15 protein-coding genes and 2 pseudogenes are annotated in these 19355 nt (G+C 70.1%); 16 read left to right on the forward strand and 1 reads right to left on the reverse strand.

Annotated features, from left to right (window positions below; genetic code table 11):
• The 11 genes and pseudogenes from G3I19_RS22760 to G3I19_RS22810 form a co-directional block, all read left to right on the forward strand.
• A pseudogene (locus G3I19_RS22760) lies at window positions 1–610 on the forward strand (ribonuclease E/G); the annotation flags it as partial.
• 293 nt (window positions 611–903) lie between these two features.
• Complete coding sequence (gene rplU, locus G3I19_RS22765) at window positions 904–1224, forward strand: 50S ribosomal protein L21 (protein ID WP_164265538.1); 321 nt, start codon at window positions 904–906, stop codon at window positions 1222–1224.
• 14 nt (window positions 1225–1238) lie between these two features.
• Window positions 1239–1493, forward strand: coding sequence for a 50S ribosomal protein L27 (rpmA, locus tag G3I19_RS22770; protein ID WP_164265539.1), 255 nt, complete (start codon window positions 1239–1241; stop codon window positions 1491–1493).
• Between the two features lie 138 nt (window positions 1494–1631).
• Window positions 1632–3071: a GTPase ObgE gene (gene obgE / locus G3I19_RS22775; RefSeq protein ID WP_164265540.1), complete on the forward strand. Its 1440-nt coding sequence runs from the start codon at window positions 1632–1634 to the stop codon at window positions 3069–3071.
• Window positions 3072–3355: 284 nt separating this feature from the next.
• Complete coding sequence (locus G3I19_RS22780) at window positions 3356–5377, forward strand: glycosyltransferase family 4 protein (protein WP_164265541.1); 2022 nt, start codon at window positions 3356–3358, stop codon at window positions 5375–5377.
• A gap of 184 nt (window positions 5378–5561) precedes the next feature.
• The gene (locus tag G3I19_RS22785; protein WP_164265542.1) at window positions 5562–7067 is read left to right on the forward strand and encodes a bifunctional cytidylyltransferase/SDR family oxidoreductase; all 1506 of its coding nucleotides are present in this window, start codon (window positions 5562–5564) and stop codon (window positions 7065–7067) included.
• Window positions 7068–7285: 218 nt separating this feature from the next.
• Complete coding sequence (locus tag G3I19_RS22790; RefSeq protein WP_164265543.1) at window positions 7286–9388, forward strand: hypothetical protein; 2103 nt, start codon at window positions 7286–7288, stop codon at window positions 9386–9388.
• A gap of 299 nt (window positions 9389–9687) precedes the next feature.
• Window positions 9688–10755 (forward strand): glucose-1-phosphate thymidylyltransferase, encoded by a 1068-nt coding sequence (locus G3I19_RS22795; protein ID WP_164265544.1) that lies wholly within the window; start codon window positions 9688–9690, stop codon window positions 10753–10755.
• Window positions 10752–11741, forward strand: a complete 990-nt coding sequence (gene rfbB, locus G3I19_RS22800; RefSeq protein WP_164265545.1) for a dTDP-glucose 4,6-dehydratase — start codon at window positions 10752–10754, stop codon at window positions 11739–11741. Before G3I19_RS22795 ends, rfbB begins: the two co-directional genes overlap by 4 nt.
• A 55-nt stretch (window positions 11742–11796) precedes the next feature.
• A complete protein-coding gene (gene rfbD, locus G3I19_RS22805; protein WP_164265546.1) occupies window positions 11797–12681 on the forward strand; it encodes a dTDP-4-dehydrorhamnose reductase in 885 nt (294 codons plus the stop codon).
• 183 nt (window positions 12682–12864) lie between these two features.
• Window positions 12865–13659, forward strand: coding sequence for a class I SAM-dependent methyltransferase (locus G3I19_RS22810; RefSeq protein ID WP_164265547.1), 795 nt, complete (start codon window positions 12865–12867; stop codon window positions 13657–13659).
• 104 nt (window positions 13660–13763) lie between these two features.
• Here the strand turns inward: G3I19_RS22810 and rfbC are convergent, their stop codons facing one another.
• Window positions 13764–14357, reverse strand: coding sequence for a dTDP-4-dehydrorhamnose 3,5-epimerase (gene rfbC, locus G3I19_RS22815; RefSeq protein ID WP_164265548.1), 594 nt, complete (start codon window positions 14355–14357; stop codon window positions 13764–13766).
• Window positions 14358–14653: 296 nt separating this feature from the next.
• Here rfbC and G3I19_RS22820 point away from each other — a divergent pair, with 296 nt between their 5' ends.
• The 5 genes and pseudogenes from G3I19_RS22820 to G3I19_RS22840 form a co-directional block, all read left to right on the forward strand.
• Window positions 14654–15865, forward strand: coding sequence for a glycosyltransferase family 2 protein (locus G3I19_RS22820; protein WP_164265549.1), 1212 nt, complete (start codon window positions 14654–14656; stop codon window positions 15863–15865).
• Between the two features lie 15 nt (window positions 15866–15880).
• Window positions 15881–17008: a glutamate 5-kinase gene (proB, locus tag G3I19_RS22825; protein WP_343235178.1), complete on the forward strand. Its 1128-nt coding sequence runs from the start codon at window positions 15881–15883 to the stop codon at window positions 17006–17008.
• A 154-nt stretch (window positions 17009–17162) separates the two neighbouring features.
• Window positions 17163–17654, forward strand: coding sequence for a hypothetical protein (locus G3I19_RS22830; RefSeq protein WP_164265550.1), 492 nt, complete (start codon window positions 17163–17165; stop codon window positions 17652–17654).
• 86 nt (window positions 17655–17740) lie between these two features.
• Window positions 17741–19024, forward strand: coding sequence for a glutamate-5-semialdehyde dehydrogenase (locus G3I19_RS22835; RefSeq protein WP_164265551.1), 1284 nt, complete (start codon window positions 17741–17743; stop codon window positions 19022–19024).
• Window positions 19025–19092: 68 nt separating this feature from the next.
• Window positions 19093–19355: pseudogene (locus G3I19_RS22840) on the forward strand (hypothetical protein); the annotation flags it as partial.

A 19355-nucleotide genomic window follows, 5' to 3' on the forward strand; every position in this document is an offset into this window, starting at 1 on the left:
CGCTGTCCCGGAGCCGGCCGCCGCGGAACCGGCTGCCGCCGAGCCGGTGGCCGAGCCCGAGCCCCAGCCGGTCGCCGAGCGGCCCGCCGCCCAGCAGCCCGCCGCCGAGCCGGTGGCCGAGCCCGAGCCCGTCCAGGAGGCCGCTCCGGCCCGTGGGCGCCGCAGGGCGACCCGTAAGGCCACGGCTCCGGCCGGTGCGCCCAAGGCGGCCGACGAGACCGCGGAGATCGTGGTCGACGAGGCCCCTGCCGCTCCGGTGACCGAGGAGCCGCCGGCGCCCCCCGAGCGCGCCGCCGAGGTCGCCCAGCATCGGGCCCGGCGCCGTGCGAACGCCACTGCCACCGCCCCCGCGGGGGCGGCCGACGCGGCCGTCGTCGTGGTCGAGTCCCCGTCGGACGAGGCCCCCGCGGCGGAGCCCGAGGCGCCGGCCAAGAAGACGGCCGCGCGCAAGACGGCCAAGAAGGCGCCCGCGAAGAAGGCGGCCGCCAAGAAGACCGCGGCGAAGAAGACCACCGCGGCCAAGAAGACGACGGCCAAGAAGGCGACGAAGAAGACGGTCGCCGCCGAGGACCAGTCGGCCTCCGGAGTCACGGCCTCCACGGAGGACTGACCCGGGCCGGCCCCGTCGGACGAAAGGTGCGGCCCTCCTCGGGAGGGCCGCACCTTTGTCCGTACGCCGGGTGTCCTTACGGAACCCGGCCCCCGCCAGGGGCCGGTTTGACCCCCTGGATCCGGCCCCGTAGCCTTACCCCTCGGCGTGTTTCCTGTGCGCCGCCCCTCTGAGCAACTCCCTCCTGGCTCCGCCGGGAGAGGCCGCTCGTCCAATCCGGATCGTCGCGGGTCCCCGGACCCGTGTGAGCGGCTGGCATCAGAGGGCCGATTCCGAGCGAAAGAGAGATCCGCGTGTACGCCATCGTGCGCAGCGGTGGTCGTCAGCACAAGGTTGCTGTCGACGACATCGTTGAGGTTGACAAGATTCCCACCGCCAAGGTTGGCGACACGGTCGAGCTCTCGACCCTGCTCGTGGTCGACGGTGACGCGGTCACCAGCGACCCGTGGGTGCTTGCCGGTATCAAGGTCCAGGCCGAGGTCGTGGATCACCACAAGGGCGCGAAGATCGACATCCTTCGCTACAAGAACAAGACCGGCTACCGCCGTCGCCAGGGTCACCGCCAGCAGTACACGGCGATCAAGGTCACCGGTATCCCCGCGGCTGCGAAGTAAGGGACTGAGGAGACATGGCACACAAGAAGGGCGCATCGTCCACTCGGAACGGGCGCGATTCCAATGCTCAGCGGCTCGGCGTGAAGCGCTTCGGCGGTCAGGTCGTCAACGCCGGTGAGATCCTGGTCCGCCAGCGCGGCACCCACTTCCACCCGGGCACCGGCGTCGGCCGTGGCGGCGACGACACGCTGTTCGCGCTGAACCCCGGTTCGGTCGAGTTCGGCACGCACCGCGGCCGCAAGGTCGTGAACATCGTTCCGGTCGCCTGATCTCTGCACAGGCACAGCCTTAGGCTGCCGTAGAGCGATCTGTCGAGGGCGGACCAGGTTTCCCGTTGCTTACGGGAAGCCGGTCCGCCTTCGTCGTGTTACACGTAAGACAATTCCGTATGTTCTGGAGGCACACCCATGACCACCTTCGTGGACCGCGTCGAGCTGCATGCCGCCGCGGGTAGCGGGGGCCACGGCTGCGCCTCCGTACACCGTGAGAAGTTCAAGCCGCTCGGCGGACCCGACGGCGGCAACGGCGGGCGCGGCGGGGACGTCATCCTCGTCGTCGAGCAGGCGGTCACCACGCTGCTCGACTACCACCACAGCCCGCACCGCAAGGCCACCAACGGCCAGCCCGGCGCCGGTGACAACCGCTCGGGCAAGGACGGGCACGACCTCGTGCTGCCCGTGCCGGACGGCACCGTCGTGCTGGACAGGGCCGGGAACGTCCTCGCCGACCTGGTCGGCCAGGGCACCACCTTCGTCGCGGGCCAGGGCGGCCGCGGCGGCCTCGGGAACCACGCGCTGGCCTCGGCCCGCCGCAAGGCGCCCGGCTTCGCGCTGCTCGGTGAGCCGGGGGAGTCCCGGGACATCGTCCTGGAGCTCAAGACCGTCGCCGATGTGGCCCTCGTCGGCTACCCGAGCGCCGGCAAGTCCTCGCTGATCTCGGTGCTGAGCGCGGCCAAGCCGAAGATCGCGGACTACCCGTTCACCACGCTCGTCCCCAACCTCGGTGTGGTGACGGCCGGTTCGACCGTCTACACCATCGCGGACGTCCCCGGTCTGATCCCCGGCGCCAGCCAGGGCAAGGGCCTCGGCCTGGAGTTCCTGCGGCACGTCGAGCGCTGCTCGGTGCTCGTGCATGTGCTGGACACGGCGACCCTGGAGTCGGACCGCGACCCGCTCTCCGACCTCGACATGATCGAGGAGGAGCTCAAGCTGTACGGCGGCCTGGAGAACCGGCCCCGCATCGTCGCCCTCAACAAGGTCGACATCCCCGACGGCCAGGACCTCGCCGACATGATCCGCCCGGATCTGGAGGCCCGCGGCTACCAGGTCTTCGAGGTGTCGGCCGTGGCCCATCTGGGTCTGAAGGAGCTGTCGTTCGCGCTGGCCGGCATCATCGCCGACGCACGCGCCGCGAAGCCCGCGGAGGAGGCCACCCGGGTCGTCATCCGCCCGAAGGCCGTCGATGACGCGGGCTTCACCGTCAGCTTCGAGGAGGAGGAAGGCGTCTACCGCGTACGGGGCGAGAAGCCCGAACGCTGGGTCCGCCAGACCGACTTCAGCAACGACGAGGCCGTCGGCTACCTCGCCGACCGGCTCAGCCGCCTCGGTGTCGAGGACCAGCTGATGAAGGCCGGTGCCCGTGCGGGCGACGGTGTGGCCATCGGCGCCGAGGACAACGCGGTCGTCTTCGACTGGGAGCCGACGATGATGGCGGGCGCCGAGATGCTCGGCCGCCGTGGCGAGGACCACCGTCTGGAGGCACCCCGCCCCGCGGAACAGAAGCGCAGGGACCGGCAGGCCGAGCGGGACGAATCGGACAAGGAGTACGACGAGTTCAAGCCGTTCTAGGCCCCGCTCGGACAGGTCCGGTCAGAACCGCGCAGGTTCCGACGTCACCACGCAGCAAGGCCCGGAGGCCCGGGAACGCCGACGCGTTCCCGGGCCTCCGGCTGTTCCGCGCCATCGTGCCGGGCGATTTCCGCGATCTTTTCCCGAAAGTGCACAACCGATGGTTGCCATCGGATGTCTTGCCAGTGGGTGGATGACCAACCACTCATGAACGCGGGCCTGCGATGTCATGGCGGGGGTTGTGTGCACCGGCCCGGAGTAACGGAAGCGGAGTAACGGGGCAGATGAAGATCTCCTTCCTCATCCACACGGTCTACGGGATCGGCGGCACGATCAAGACCACACTGAACCTTGCCGAGGAGCTGGCCGACCGGCACGACGTGGAGATCGTGTCGGTCTTCCGGCACCGGGAGACACCGCTGTTCCGGATCGACTCCCGGATCACCGTCGTCCCCCTGGTCGACACCGATCCCGCCTCGATGGCGAATGAGCTGGAACACCCGCTCCACCAGCAGCCCTCGCAGTGCCTGCCGTCGGCCGAGGCGCGTTTCAGGGAGTACAGCACCCTCAGCGACCAGCGGGTACGGGACCACTACGCGACATCGGACGCGGACGTCGTCATCGGTACCCGTCCCGGCCTGGTGGCGTACGTCGCCCAGTTCGCCCCGGCCGGAGCGGTGCTCATCGGCCAGGAGCACATGACGCACAACCACCACAAGCAGGCCCTGCGCTCCCAGCTGTACGAGCACCTGGCCGCGCTCGACGCCTTCGTGACCGTCTCCGATGGCGACGCGGCCGTGTACCGGGAGAAGATGCCGCTGCCCGCGACCCGGGTGCTTTCGATCCCCAACAGCGTCCCCGAACCGCCGGTCGCGCCGTCCGACGGCAGCGGCACCACCGTGGTCGCCGCCGGGCGGCTGGCGCCCGAGAAGCAGTACCAGGTGCTGGTCGACGCCTTCGCCGACGTGGTCGCCGAACGCCCCGACTGGTCGCTGCGGATCTACGGCGGCGGCTCCGAACGTTCCAAGCTGAGGGAGCGGATCGACGCCAGGGGCCTGCACAACCGGGTCCATCTGATGGGCCCCCACTCACCCATCGAGCCCGAGTGGGCCAAGGGCGCCATCGCCGTGTCCACCTCCCGGCACGAATCCTTCGGGATGACGCTGGTCGAGGCGATGCGCTGCGGGCTGCCCGTGGTCTCGACGGACTGCGACTACGGCCCCCGCGAGATCATCGAGGACGGCGTGGACGGGCTCCTCGTCCCCGTCGGTGACAGTGCGGCCGTCGCCGCCGCGCTCCTGAGGCTCATCGGCGACGAGGAGCTGCGGCACCGGATGAGCGCGGCCGCGCTGGCCAACGCCCGCCGCTTCGACCCCAGTCAGGTCACCAAGCAGTACGAGGACCTCTTCACCGAGCTGCGCCCGCAGGCCGCGACCCGCGCCGGCCGGCCGGCGTTCGCACCGGAGGCGGACTGCGTGGTGCGGCCGGACGGCGAGCTGACCGTCACACTCGTACCCGACCGCGAGGGCCCGGCGGCGTACGACGGGCTGCGGTTGCTCTGCTCGCGCACCGACGACCGGGGCGACCAGCGCTCGTACGCCTTCGACGCACGGGGCGTCGCGGTCGTCCCGGCCGGCGGCGAATTCGCCGAGGGTGTCTGGGACTTCTACGCCGAGGCGGCCGGCTCGGGGCGGCGGGTGAGGATCGCCGCACGCTCCGTCGACCAGCGCGGCCCGCTGCGCGCGGAGGGCGGCGAACGGGTACGCAACCAGGTCGCCTACCGGCTCAAGGACAAGGGCTTCCTGACCATGCGCAGCTGGAACCGGCCCGCGCACGCCGAGGCCGGGGACATCGTTGTCGACGGCACCCGGCTCACCGTGTCCGGGCGGCTGCTGGGAGCGGCCGCGCCCTCCGGCGACCCGGTCCTGCTGCTGCGCCGCCGCGGTGGCGCGGGTGAGGAACTCTCCTTCCCCGGCAGCCGCGAGGGCACGGACGGCTTCCGGGTCGCTTTCCCGGCCGGCGGTCCCGCGGCCCGCCAGCTCACCAGGAACGACTACTGGGATGTGTGGCTGCGGTACGCGCCGCAGGAGCCCCCGGTGAAGGTCGGCCGGATACTCGACGACGTCGTGGACAAGAAGGGCGTCTACTCCTATCCGCCGTCCCTGGTGCGCAAGACGCGGCCCTGGGGTGCGCTCCGCAAGGCCGTACGCAAGGTCCGCGGCAGGCCCAAGCAGTGGGTCAGGGTGCGGCCGTACTACACGGTGAGCAACGACCTGGCCCTCACCGTGGCGGACGTCCAGCCATGAGTTACCCTCGCACCCTGTGGCGTCGGTCACTCACAGTGGCTGGGGGGATCCCAGTCACTTTCCTGCCCTTAGGGTGAACAGGCGGTATCGCAAGGGTTGTGGAGGCTTGGCGTCCACCTTGCGAGACGGTCACGGAGAGTGCGACCATCACACCGTTCCCTCGTCATCGCAAGGTAGGTCGTCTGTGTCTGTGCAGCACAAAGCAACCAAGCCCCGGACTACAGCAGTCGTTCTCGCCGGTGGTACCGGCCAGCGCGTGGGTCTGTCGATCCCCAAGCAACTGCTGAAGATCGCCGGGAAGGCTGTGATCGAGCACACCCTGACGATTTTCCAGCAGGCCGACTCCATCGACGACGTGATCGTGCTGATGGCCCCGGGATACGTACCGGACGTCGAGAAGATCGTCGCCAAGTCCGGTCTGACCAAGGTGACCCGGGTCATCGAGGGCGGTACCACCCGCAACGAGACCACCGAGCGCGCCATCGCGGCCCTCGGCGAGGGACTGGCCGAAGGCGAGGACCGCAACGTCCTCTTCCACGACGCCGTGCGCCCGCTGCTGTCGCAGCGCGTGATCAAGGACTGTGTGGACGCGCTGGAGCGCTACCAGGCCGTCGACGTCGCCATCCCGTCCGCGGACACGATCATCGTGACCCGTACGCACGGCGAGGACGGCGAGTTCATCACCGAGGTCCCGGACCGCTCCCGGCTGCGCCGCGGCCAGACCCCGCAGGCGTTCAAGCTCTCCACCATCCGCCGGGCGTACGACGTCGCGGCCGGCGACCCGAACTTCCAGGCCACCGACGACTGCTCGGTCGTGCTCAAGTACCTGCCCGACGTGCCGATCTACGTCGTCGCGGGCGACGAGTACAACATGAAGGTCACCCAGCCCGTCGATGTCTTCATCACCGACAAGCTGTTCCAGCTGGCCTCCACCGCCGCCCCGGTCCAGGCCGACGAGGCCGCCTACCGTGAGCTGCTGACGGGCAAGACCCTGGTGGTCTTCGGCGGTTCGTACGGCATCGGCGCCGACATCGCCACCATCGCCGAGTCCTACGGCGCGAAGGTGTACGCGCTGGGCCGCTCCACCACCGGTACACACGTCGAGAACCCGGAGCACGTCGACGACGCGCTCTCCAAGGCGTACGCGGAGACCGGCCGGGTCGACTACGTCATCAACACCGCGGGCGTGCTGCGCATCGGCAAGCTGGCCGAGACGGACAACACGACCATCCAGGAAGCGCTGAACGTCAACTACCTGGCGCCGGTGCAGATCGCGCGCGCCTCGTACAAGTACCTGGCGGAGACCAAGGGCCAGCTGCTGCTCTACACCTCCAGCAGCTACACGCGCGGCCGCGCCGAGTACAGCCTGTACTCCTCCACCAAGGCCGCCATGGTGAATCTCACCCAGGCCCTGTCGGACGAGTGGGCAGGCGACGGTGTCCGGGTCAACTGCGTCAACCCGGAGCGCACGGCGACCCCGATGCGCACCAAGGCGTTCGGCCAGGAGCCCGAGGGCAGCCTGCTCTCGTCGGAGGCCGTGGCCCGTACCTCGCTCGACGTACTGCTCTCCGAGCTGACCGGCCACGTCATCGACGTACGCCAGCAGGACCCGACGCGCGACGCCAGCGCTGAGGCGTCCGGGTTCGAGCAGGCGCTGGCCTCAGTGCTGGACCGTCAGGAAGATGTGTAATACTTCCCTGGCATAAGTGGACGTTTCTTTTCGGGCCTCTGTGATCGCGTCGCGCGAATCGCAGAGGCCCGAATGCGTGAAGCCCGGCCTTCACAATTTCCCCAAATAAAGCCTCCGGTGAAATCCCCGGATCACATCCCACCGAATCAAATACCCCGAGCCAGTACCCACGTCAGTACCCTCAGAATAAAACCGGCACCCCCTGGAGCAGGTTCTTCGTGATTTCGACCGCCATTCGACTGGCGCGCGTAGGCAGCCGGTCCGAGCTGATCGCCGCAGCCTTCATGGGGCTCAGCTACCCGTGTGTGATGATCGCAGCGCTGATCCCCAATATCTGGTTCTTCGCCGCGGCCACCTTCGTGACCTATGTGTCCGACTGGTTCCTGCACCAGCGCCGCAGCTACCTCATCAACCGCCTGGCCAAGGTCAGGGCCGGCCTGTCGATCCGCTTCCTCCTGCGCGAACTGCTGCTTATTCTGCTGCTCGCCCGCCTTCAGCTCGCCGAGCAGACTGTCTACTACGCCGCCGTCGCCTGCTTCCTGCTCTTCTACGGTCTGCAGGCCGCGCACGGCACACTGACCACCCTCATCAGGCTGCGCCGCACCATGCCGGTGGTCACCCGCAACGTCGACCTCGGCGCCATCCCGATCCCCGGCCCGCCGCCGCGCAGGCTGCTGAACCGGGCCGCCGAGAAGATGCTCCACCTGGATGCCTTCGCGATGGTCGGCCTGCTGATCGCGGCCAAGACCGGCACCGACGACTTCGGCTACCTCGGCATACTGATCACGCTGGTCCTCGGCGTCCTCTACATCGCCGTGCTCGTGCCGTACATCCTCAAGGGCCGCCGCGTCCCCTCCGCCGCCGCGGTGCTCGCCGGGCTCGACGGCTGGCTGCGCGAGTACCGGCCGACCGTCGCCCTCTACTTCTCGGGCTCCAGGGACTCCGCCTACCAGGTGAACATGTGGCTGGAGACGATGGCGCAGACCGAGGGGCGCCCGCTGATCATCCTGCGCGAGCGCGCCATCGTGTCGCAGCTCGCCTCCACCACGGTGCCCGTGGTGTGCGTGCCCGGCGGTGTGCACCTGATGAACATGGATCTCTCCACCGTGCGCGTCGCCCTGTACGCGGCGAACGTCGGCAAGAACATCCACATGCTCCGCGTCCCGACCATCAAGCACGTCTTCATCGGGCACGGCGACAGCGACAAGCTCGCCAGCGTCAACCCGTACAGCAAGGCGTATGACGAGGTGTGGACAGCGGGCCGGGCCGGCCGCGACCGGTACGCGCTGGCCGACGTCGGTGTGCGCGACGAGGACATCGTCGAGGTGGGCCGCCCCCAGCTGGCCCCCATCGAGAGCTGGACCGGCACCCCGAAGCAGCAGATCCCGACCGTGCTGTACGCCCCCACCTGGGAGGGCTGGGACGACAACCCGGGCAACACCTCGCTGCTGCTCGCCGGGGAGAACATCGTCAAGCGGCTGCTCGGCGCCGAGCAGCCGGTCCGGGTGCTCTACAAGCCGCACCCCTTCACCGGCACCCGCAGCGCGCAGGCCAAGGCGGCGCACCTGCGGATCACGGCCATGGTCGAGAAGGCGGCCGCCGCCCGTGCGGCCGAGCCCCGCTGGACCGGCCAGGCCGCGGCCGGCGCGGCCGACCGGGCCGCCGCCCAGGCCGAGCTGACCCGTATCGAGGCCAAGCTCGACGAGCTGGCCGCACGAGTCCCGTCGGGTGCCGACGAGTCCGAGGAGTCCCGCGCCTCGCTGGCCGACCCCGCGCGCGAGAACGAGGCCGCCACCCTGCGCACCGAGTGGAACCGCGCCTACTGGCGGACCTTCGGTTACTGGGAGCACCGCGTCATCACCGGCGGCCGGCCGCATCTGTACGACTGCTTCAACGAGTCGGACGGCATGGTCTCGGACATCTCCAGCGTCGTCTCGGACTTCATCGCGAGCGGCAAGCCGTACGCCGTCACCGACTCGGCCGAACTGGGCGCCGACGAGTTCAAGCGGCAGAACACCGCCGTACGTGCCGCCGTGATCCTCTCCAACACCGCCAAGGAGATCGACCAGCTGCTCACGGCGATCACCGAGTCGTCGGCCGACCCGCTGGCCGACGCCAGGCGGGAGCTGAAGCAGTATCTGCTCGGCCCCGACGAGCCGACCTCGATGGAGCAGTTCAACGCGGCGGTCAGGGCGCTCACGGCCAAGGCCGAGGCGCGCAACGCGGCCGTCGCCCAGCGCACGGGCGCCGCCGAACCGGAGGGCTCACCCGGCCTGAACGACTCGGACGCCACCCGGGTCGACTCAGCGGTGGGCGACTGACAGCGCCTCAGTCCGATCCTCCCGTACGGCCGTTCGCGCACCTCGCGCAGACGGCCGTACGGCGTTCTCCTGAGACCGACCGGCCAATTTTTTTGGGGGGGGGCGGGGGGCGGCGTCGCGGGGCCGGGGCACGCGCCTCGCGGCGCCCTCAATCCTCCGCCTTGCGATGCACGCACCCCAGCCCCGCTCCTTCATCCACCCCCCATTGGCCGGTCGGTCTTACGGTTTCGCAACGCGGAAATGGATAAAATCCCACAGGACGGATCAAGCCAGACGACTGCTCGCAAGGGACACACAACGTGAAGGCTCTCGTCCTTTCCGGCGGTGCGGGCACACGCCTGCGCCCCATCACACACACCTCGGCCAAACAGCTCGTGCCGGTGGCCAACAAGCCCGTGCTGTTCTACGGGCTGGAAGCCATCGCCGACGCGGGCATCACCGATGTCGGCATCGTCGTGGGGGACACCGCCGAGGAGATCCGCGAGGCCGTCGGGGACGGGTCCCGGTTCGGTATCAAGGTCACCTACATCCCGCAGGAGGCACCGCGCGGCCTGGCCCACGCGGTGCTCATCTCCCGCGATTTCCTCGGTGACGAGGACTTCGTGATGTACCTCGGTGACAACTTCATCGTCGGCGGCATCACCGGTCTGGTCGACGGCTTCCGTGCGTCACGCCCCGACGCCCAGATCCTGCTCACCAAGGTTCCCGACCCGACGGCGTTCGGCGTGGCCGAGCTGGACGGCGAGGGGCGCGTCGTCGCGCTGGAGGAGAAGCCGGAGGTCCCCAAGAGTGATCTCGCGCTCGTCGGCGTCTACCTCTTCACCCCGGCCGTGCACGAGGCCGTCCGCTCCATCGGGCCGTCCCGGCGCGGTGAGCTGGAGATCACCCACGCCATCCAGTGGCTGATCGACCAGCGGAAGGACGTGCACTCCACGACGATCTCCGGGTACTGGAAGGACACCGGCAACGTCACGGACATGCTGGAGGTCAACCGCGCGGTCCTGGAGACCGTCGAGCCCTGCGAGGACGGCACGGCCGACGAGAGCTGCGAGATCATCGGGCGGGTGCGGATCGAGAAGGGCGCCCAGGTCACCCGCAGCCGTATCGTGGGCCCCGTGATCATCGGTGCCGGCACGGTGATCAGCGACGCGTACGTCGGTCCGTACACCTCGGTCTCCGAGGGGTGCCGGATCGAGGACAGCGAGATCGAGTACTCCATCGTCCTGCGTGACTCCTCGATCACCGGGGTCCGCAGGATCGCGGCCTCGCTGATCGGCCGGGGCGTCGAGGTGACGCCTTCGCCCCGCAGCCCAGCAGCCCACCGACTCGTCCTCGGCGACCACAGCAAGGTGCAGATCTCTTCATGACACACAGGATTCTGGTGACCGGCGGCGCCGGCTTCATCGGCTCGCACTACGTCCGTACGCTCCTCGGCCCCCAGGGCCCCGGCGACGTCACGGTGACCGTGCTCGACAAACTCACCTACGCGGGCAACCCGGCCAACCTCGACGAGGTCAGGGACCACCCCGGATTCTCCTTCGTGCAGGGCGACATCTGCGATCCGGCGCTGGTGGGCGGGCTGATGGCGGAGCACGACCAGGTGGTGCACTTCGCCGCCGAGTCCCACGTCGACCGGTCCATCGACGGCGGCGCCGAATTCGTGCGGACCAACGTGGTCGGCACCCACACCCTGGTCGACGCGGCGCACCGGGCCGGCATCGGCACGTTCGTGCACATCTCGACGGACGAGGTGTACGGCTCGATCGACGAGGGCTCCTGGCCGGAGACCCACCCGCTCGAACCCAACTCGCCGTACTCGTCGGCCAAGGCGTCCAGCGACCTGATCGCGCTCTCCTACCACCGCACCCACGGCCTGGACGTCCGGGTGACCCGCTGCTCCAACAATTACGGGCACCACCACTTCCCTGAGAAGGTCATCCCGCTCTTCATCACCAACCTGCTGGACGGCAGGCCGGTCCCGCTGTACGGCGACGGGGCCAATGTCCGCGACTGGCTGCACATCGACGACCATGTGCAGGGCATCGAGCTGGTCCGTACGAAGGGCCGCGCGGGCGAGGTGTACAACATCGGCGGCGGCACCGAGCTGTCCAACAAGGAGCTCACCGGCCTGCTGCTCGAAGCGTGCGGGGCCGACTGGGACACCAGCGTCGAGTACGTCGCCGACCGCAAGGGCCACGACCGCCGGTACTCGGTCGACTGCACCAAGATCCGTACGGAGCTGGGGTACGAGCCGCGCAAGGACTTCGCGGACGGGCTCGCGGAGACCGTGCAGTGGTACCGCGACAACCGTGCCTGGTGGGAGCCGCTGAAGGAGCGCGCGGCGCTCACCTGACCCGCCTGGCACGGCACGCGGAGAACACCGGACACACACAGAGAACAGGTGCGACATGAGCGGCAGTTGGCTGGTCACCGGGGCGGGCGGGATGCTCGCGCGTGACCTCCTCGTACGGCTGGCGGACGACGGCACCGCGGCGGTCGGCCTGGACCGTGCGGCGCTCGACATCACCGACCCGGGAGCCGTCCGCGCGGCGCTGGCGGAGCACCGCCCGGCGGTCGTCGTCAACTGTGCGGCCTGGACGGCGGTCGACGACGCCGAGTCCAAGGAGGACCAGGCGCTCGCCGTCAATGGCACGGGCCCCCGGGTGCTGGCCGAGGCGTGCCGGGAGAGCGGCGCCGTGCTGCTCCAGCTCTCCACGGACTACGTGTTCGCCGGTGACGGCACCGAGCCGTACGCCGAGGACGCCCCGGTGGCCCCGCGCAGTGCGTACGGCCGCACCAAGCTGGCCGGGGAGCAGGCCGTGCTGAGTGTGCTGCCCGAGCGCGGATACGTGGTCCGCACGGCCTGGCTGTACGGGGCGGCAGGCGGCAACTTCGTCCGGACGATGGTCAGGCTCGAAGCCGTCAAGGACACCCTGGACGTGGTGGACGACCAGCGCGGCCAGCCCACCTGGACCGCCGACCTGGCGGATCTCCTGGTACGCCTCGGCGCCGGCGCCCTGGCCGGGACCGCGCCCGCGGGTGTCTACCACGGCACCAGCGGCGGTGCGACGACCTGGTTCGGGCTCACCCGGGAGATCTTCCGGCTGCTCGACGCCGATCAGGCGCGGGTGCTTCCCACGACCAGCGAGGCGTTCGTGCGGCCGGCGCCGCGCCCCGCGTACAGCGTCCTCGGGCACGACCGCTGGGCGGCGGCCGGGATCGAACCGCTCCGCGACTGGCGGCTCGCGCTGGCCGACGCGTTCCCGGCGCTGGTGGCGGCCGAGCGCTCCTGATCCGCCGGTGCGGGTGATGGTCTGCGGCGATTTTCGTAAATGTTCCGCGGCTCTTCGGGATGAGCGGACTCAGAATGTTTAACAGCTGCTCAAAACAGCTCCGATGCTTTCGCAGCCCGGCGCTCATGAGGTAGCTTCGCCGGGGATCGGACCGGTCGTTATTTCCGACGAAGGGCGCTCCCTGTGAACCGCCATGAATTCCTGCGCGGCATGCACCGCATATACCGTCCCCGCACCTATCTGGAGATCGGGGTCAATGACGGTCGTAGTCTGGCGCTTTCCCGGGTGCCCTCCATCGCGGTCGACCCCGCGTTCAAGGTCGTGACATCGATCAGCTGCGACGTGCACCTGGTCAAGCAGACGAGCGACGCGTTCTTCGCCCGCAAGGACCCGCTGCTGCATCTGCGGACCGGGCGCAACCCCTTCCGGGCTCTGGCCCGCCGCGACCCGCTGGGGCTCCTGGGCGCCGAGCCGCGCCTCGAACTGTCGTTCATCGACGGCATGCACCTCTTCGAGTTCGCCCTGCGCGACTTCATGAACGTCGAGAAGCACGCCCGCTGGAACAGCGTGATCGTCCTGGACGACATGCTGCCGCGCAACGTCGACGAGGCCGCCCGCGACCGGCACACCGGGGCCTGGACGGGCGATGTCTACAAGGTGGCCGAGGTGCTGCGGCGCTTCCGGCCCGACCTGCTGGTGGTCGAGGTGGACACCAAGCCGACCGGCGTGGTCGCGGTCTTCGGCGCCGACCCGTCGAGCACCGTACTGAAGCAGAACTACGAGTCCATCCTCGCGGAGTACGTCACCGAGGACCCGCAGGACGTCCCGGAGGCGGTGCTGTCCCGCAAGCGCGCGGTGGCTCCCGAGGCGCTGCTCGGCGCGGGCTTCTGGCCCGGTCTGATCCGTGCCCGCAACCTCAACCGGCCGCGCTCCGCCTTCACCGGTCTGCGCCGGCAGATCGAGCGCGTCACCGGCTGACCGCGTACCCAGGACGGCGGCCGTGCCCCGGGCAGGGGTACGGCCGCCGTCCTGGGTGCCTGTGTGTCCTGTGCGTCCTGCACGCGGAGAAGCCGCCCGGCGTATCAGCCGCGCAGCTTCTCGGTGTACGCGACACAGTCCGCGTACGAGGGCAGCAGCCCCTGGGCCTCGGCCTCGGCGAGCGTCGGCGCCGCCGCGTCCTTGTCGGAGAGCAGCGGGGCGACGTCCGCGGGCCAGTCGATGGCCAGGTCCGGGTCGAGCGGGTGGATGCCGTGCTCGCGCTGCGGGGCGTATCCGGTGGAGCAGAGGTAGACGACGGTGGCGTCGTCGGTCAGCGCCAGCAGGGCGTGCCCGAGCCCTTCGGAGAGGTAGACGGAGCGGTGGTCCACATCGTCCAGCCGTACGGCCTCCCACCGCTTGTACGTGGGCGAGCCGACCCGGATGTCCACGACGACGTCCAGAATGGCGCCGCGTACGCACTTGACGTACTTGGCCTGGCTCGGCGGCACATCGGCGAAGTGGATTCCGCGCAGGGTGCCCTTGCGGGACACCGAGCAGTTGGCCTGGGCGAGCCGCAGGCTGTGGCCGGCCGCTTCGGCCAGATCGGGCTCCTTGAACCACTCGTGGAAACTGCCGCGGCTGTCCGGGAAGACTTTCGGCTCATGCACCCAGGCTCCCTCGATGGCGAGCTGCCGCATCAGATCACGTCCTTGTCTGCATTTTCCGCTGCCGGGTCATCGGGAATCCTTGGGGGATTTCTCGGGTGGCCGGGCGGGGTGAGGAATTCCCGCGGGCGCCGGGCGGTGATTCTATCGGGAACGGAGGGGATCGCTCCGGCTGCCCCCACCGTGTGCGGAATGTGAAGTTCCGTTATGGCGGCCCGTGGTGGCCCCCGCGAGGGGTGTGATACCGGCCATACTGCGCTCGACCTGGGCGGATATCAGTACGGGCGGTGAGGCAACCAAGTGTCGTATTTACCTGTCTCACTGATGTGATGAGCACAAGTGAGCCCGATGTGACCGTTGTCGTCGGAGCCTATGAAGCGATGCCGTACCTCGTGAAGTGCCTTGAGTCCGTGGAGGCCCAGACCCTGGGCGCGGGCCGGATCGAGATCGTCGCCGTGGACGACGGATCGACGGACGGCACGGGGGAGTACCTCGAAGAGTTCGCAGCCAGGTCGGAGATACGCACGACAGTCGTACGGCAGAAGAACTCCGGGGGCCCCAGCGGACCGCGCAACGTCGGCCTCGGACTCGCTCGCGGCCGCTATGTGTTCTTCCTCGACGCGGACGACTACTTCGGCGAAGAGGCGCTGGAGCGCATGGTCGCGATGGGCGACCGCGCCGGCACGGACGTGGTGCTCGGCAAGGTCGTCGGCGTCAACCGCGGCGCCCCCAAGTCCATGTGGAAGGAGACCGTCGAGCGCGCGGACGTCTTCGACTCACAGATCAAGTTCACCCTGAGCGCCCAGAAGCTCTTCCGGCGCTCCCTGCTCGAACGCCTCGGCCTCACCTTCGACGAGGGACTCAAGACGGGCGAGGACGCCCTCTTCACCCTGGAGACCTATCTGCGCGGCGGCGGGGTCTCCGTCATATCCGACTACACCTGCTACTACCTGGTGGGTCGCGACGACGGCAAACACGTGACGAAGAGCGGCAGTTACCTGCTGCGGTTCGACTCGGCCCGCGCCCTGATGGGGCTGATAGCCCAGTACGTCCCGCCGGGCCCGCAGCGCGACAAGCTCATGGTGCGCCCCTTCGTGGTCACCCTGCTCCCGCAGTTCGGCCCCGGCTTCCTCAAGCAGTCGGCTGCGGTCCAGCAGAAGCGGATGGAACTCGCGGCACCGCTGATGGCCGCGCACTGGAACCCGGCCGTGGCCGGGAGACTCAAGCCCGCCGAGAGACTGCGGCTGCACTGCGTCGCACTCGGCAGGACCGACCTCCTCACCGGCGTGCTCACCGAGCTCAAGCGCGGCAAGCAGCCCGAGCGCGTCGGCCGGGGCCTCAACGGCACCTACCACCTCGCCCTTCCGTACTTCAGGGACCCGGCCGCCGGCATCCCCGACCACATCTACGCCGTGTCCTGCCCCCCGGTCTGGCGGCGGCTGCCCGCTGCCGGACGCACCCGGGTCCGCAGGCTGCGCAAGTGGGCGGCGGCCCGTCCTGTCCAGCGCGTGGAATACCCGCGCGCCGGCGGGCAGGGCTGACATAGATTCGGCCGTGTGACAGAGGCAAGGCAGCTTGTGACGGAAGCCCGCAGGATCGTCGTGAAGGTCGGATCCTCCTCCCTCACGACCGCGGCCGGCGGGCTCGACGCGGACCGGGTGGACGCCCTCGTCGACGTCCTGGCCAAGGTCAGGAGCGGCGGCGAGAAGGAGATCGTGCTCGTCTCCAGCGGCGCCATCGCCGCCGGGCTCGCCCCGCTGGGGCTGGCCCGCCGCCCCAAGGACCTGGCCAGGCAGCAGGCGGCCGCCAGCGTCGGCCAGGGGCTGCTCGTCGCCCGGTACACCGCGTCCTTCGCGCGCTACGGCGTCCGGGTCGGCCAGGTGTTGCTGACCTCCGACGACACCAGCCGCCGGGCCCACTACCGCAACGCCTACCGCACCCTGGACCAGCTCCTCGCCATGGGCGCCCTGCCGGTCGTCAACGAGAACGACACGGTGGCCACCGACGAGATCCGCTTCGGCGACAACGACCGGCTGGCCGCCCTGGTGGCCCATCTCGTCCGGGCCGACCTGCTCGTCCTGCTCTCGGACGTCGACGGTCTGTACGACGGCGACCCCGCGAAGCCCGGCACCCGCCGCATCGCGGAGGTGGCGGGCCCCGAGGACATCGCGCACGTCTCCATCGGCTCGGCGGGCAAGGCGGGCGTCGGCACCGGTGGCATGGTCACCAAGGTCGAGGCGGCCAGGATCGCGGCGGCGGCCTCCGTCCCGGTCGTGCTGACCTCGGCCTCGCGCGCCGCCGACGCCCTCGCCGGCCGGGACACCGGCACGTACTTCCACCGCACCGGCCGCCGCTCGGCCGACCGACTGCTCTGGCTCCAGCACGCGTCGACCCCGCGCGGCGCACTCACCCTGGACGACGGCGCCGTACGGGCGGTCGTGGAACGCAACTCCTCGCTGCTGCCCGCCGGAATCGCCGCCGTCGACGGCGAGTTCAGCGCCGGGGACCCGGTCGAGCTGCGGGACACCGCCGGCCGCACCGTCGCCCGGGGGCTGGTCAACTTCGACGCCAAGGAGCTCCCCCAGCTGCTCGGCCGCTCCACCCGGGACCTGGCCCGTGAACTCGGCCCGGCCTACGAGCGGGAAGTCGTACACAGGGACGATCTCGTGGTCATGGTCCCCTGAAACGGCTGAAACACCAGCCTTTCAGCAGGGACCTTCCGGAAAACCGTCACGCGCCGGGCGCCGGGCTGGTCAACTTTGTCCCGGGAGCCCGCTCCCGACCGCTGCCCGCCCGTCACCGCGGGACAGACGCCGCAACGCACACAGGAGGCCGCCGGTGAGACGAGCCCGTCCCGGGGCACCGCCCCGAGGAACCGGGGAGCGGACCCTGACGAGTGTCGGCGCGGGGGCCGACTTCGAAGAACGCCCGGAAGCGGACGCGGACGCGGACCGGGAGCAGCGCGCGCAGCACGGGGAGGAGGCCGCCCTGTCCAAGCTGTGGCACATCACCCTGAGCGTGTCGGGCCGCCCCGCCCCGATCAAGGAGGTCAGACGCGGTCTCGAACAGCTCGCGCACGACCACCCCTTCCTGCTGACCAGCCGGTACGCCGACGACCACGCGGAGATCCGCTACTGGGAGGAGGCGCGGGACCTGCACGACGCCGCGGCGGTGGCCCTGCGGCTCTGGGGCGAACACCGCTCCACCGCCCAGCTGCCGCCGTGGGAGATCGTGGGCCTGGAGGTCATCGACCGCGAGACCTACCACCTGCGGATCGCCGAGGGCTACGGACCGCCGCCCGCGGCGCCGGTCGGAGTGCACCCCTACTGACCGGCGGGCGCCACCGTGCGGCCCCCGCCGTCTCGGAGCGTGGGATACCGGACGGACGCCCGCAGACCGCGCATTAGTCTGCGGGCATGACCTCGCTCTCCCCGCTCTCCGACCAGTCCCCGGTCATCCAGGCCGCCTACCGGTCCCGCGCCGCCGCGGCCGACCTCGCGCCACTGCCGCGCTCGGCCAAGGACGACGCGCTGCTGGCCATCGCCGACGCCCTCGAAGTGCGTACGTCCGAGATCGTCGAGGCCAACGCCGAGGACGTCGCGAAGGCCAGGGCCGCCGGAACCGCCGACACGGTCATCGACCGGCTCACCCTGACCCCCGAGCGGATCCGCGCCATCGCCGGGGACGTACGGGACGTCGCGGCGCTGCCCGACCCGGTCGGCGAGGTCGTCCGAGGCTCGACGCTGCCCAACGGAATCGACCTGCGCCAGGTGCGGGTGCCGCTCGGCGTCGTCGGGATCATCTACGAGGCAAGGCCCAATGTGACCGTGGACGCAGCGGCGCTCTGCCTCAAGTCGGGCAACGCGGTACTGCTGCGCGGCTCGGCATCCGCGTACGCCTCCAACACCGCCCTCGTGCGGGTGCTGCGCGACGCGGTCGGCGGCTCCGGGCTGCCGGCCGACGCCGTCCAGCTCGTGCCGGGGGAGTCCCGCGACTCCGTACGGGAGCTGATGCGCGCCCGCGGCATGGTCGACGTGCTGATCCCGCGCGGCGGCGCCTCGCTGATCCGCACCGTCGTCGAGGAGTCCACCGTCCCGGTCATCGAGACCGGAACCGGCAACTGCCATGTGTACGTGGACGCGCAGGCCGACATCGACATGGCCGTCGCCATCCTCGTCAACTCCAAGGCGCAGCGCCCGTCCGTCTGCAACGCGGCCGAGACGCTCTTGGTCCACCGGGACATCGCGGACGCGTTCCTGCCGAGGGCGCTCGACGCGCTCGGCGAGGCGGGCGTGACCGTGCACGGCGACGAGCGGGTGCTCGGCCACGCCGGCGGTACGAAGGCGAAGGTCGTCGAGGCGACCGCGGACGACTGGGAGGCCGAGTACCTCTCGTACGACATCGCGGCCGCCGTGGTCGACTCGCTGGACGCGGCCGTCGCGCACATCCGGCTGTGGACATCGGGCCACACCGAGGCGATCGTCACCACCTCGCAGGCCGCGGCCCGCCGGTTCACCCAGCTGGTCGATTCCACGACGGTCGCCGTGAACGCGTCCACCCGTTTCACCGACGGCGGTCAGTTCGGTTTCGGCGCGGAGATCGGCATCTCCACGCAGAAGCTGCACGCCCGGGGCCCGATGGGGCTGCCGGAGCTGACCTCGACCAAGTACATCGTGACAGGGGACGGTCACATCAGGTGACCGCCGGGGCCCGGTCGATTTCGCCCCTCTCCCTGCCCAAATCCACCCACCGGGTCTACTCTGATGACGTGCCGGACGACGTGGGGGGCAGGCCGTTCCAGGACGGCCGGGAGCCTGACGACGACCGCGGAGGAGCGGACGAGGAATTCGCCTCCGTGGTCTTCGGCGAGGACTTCGTCAGGGCCGCCACCATCCATGAACCGACCGCGGTCGAGCGGCTGCTGGCCGCCGCCGAGGCGCGCGCGGAGGCCGAGGCGGCCAGGGCGCGCGCGGGCGGCCCCGGCGGTGACGACGACCCCTTCGACGAGTACGACGAGTTCCTCCGGCAGAA

Source organism: Streptomyces sp. SID10853, from assembly GCF_010548145.1.
Lineage (GTDB): Bacteria > Actinomycetota > Actinomycetes > Streptomycetales > Streptomycetaceae > Streptomyces.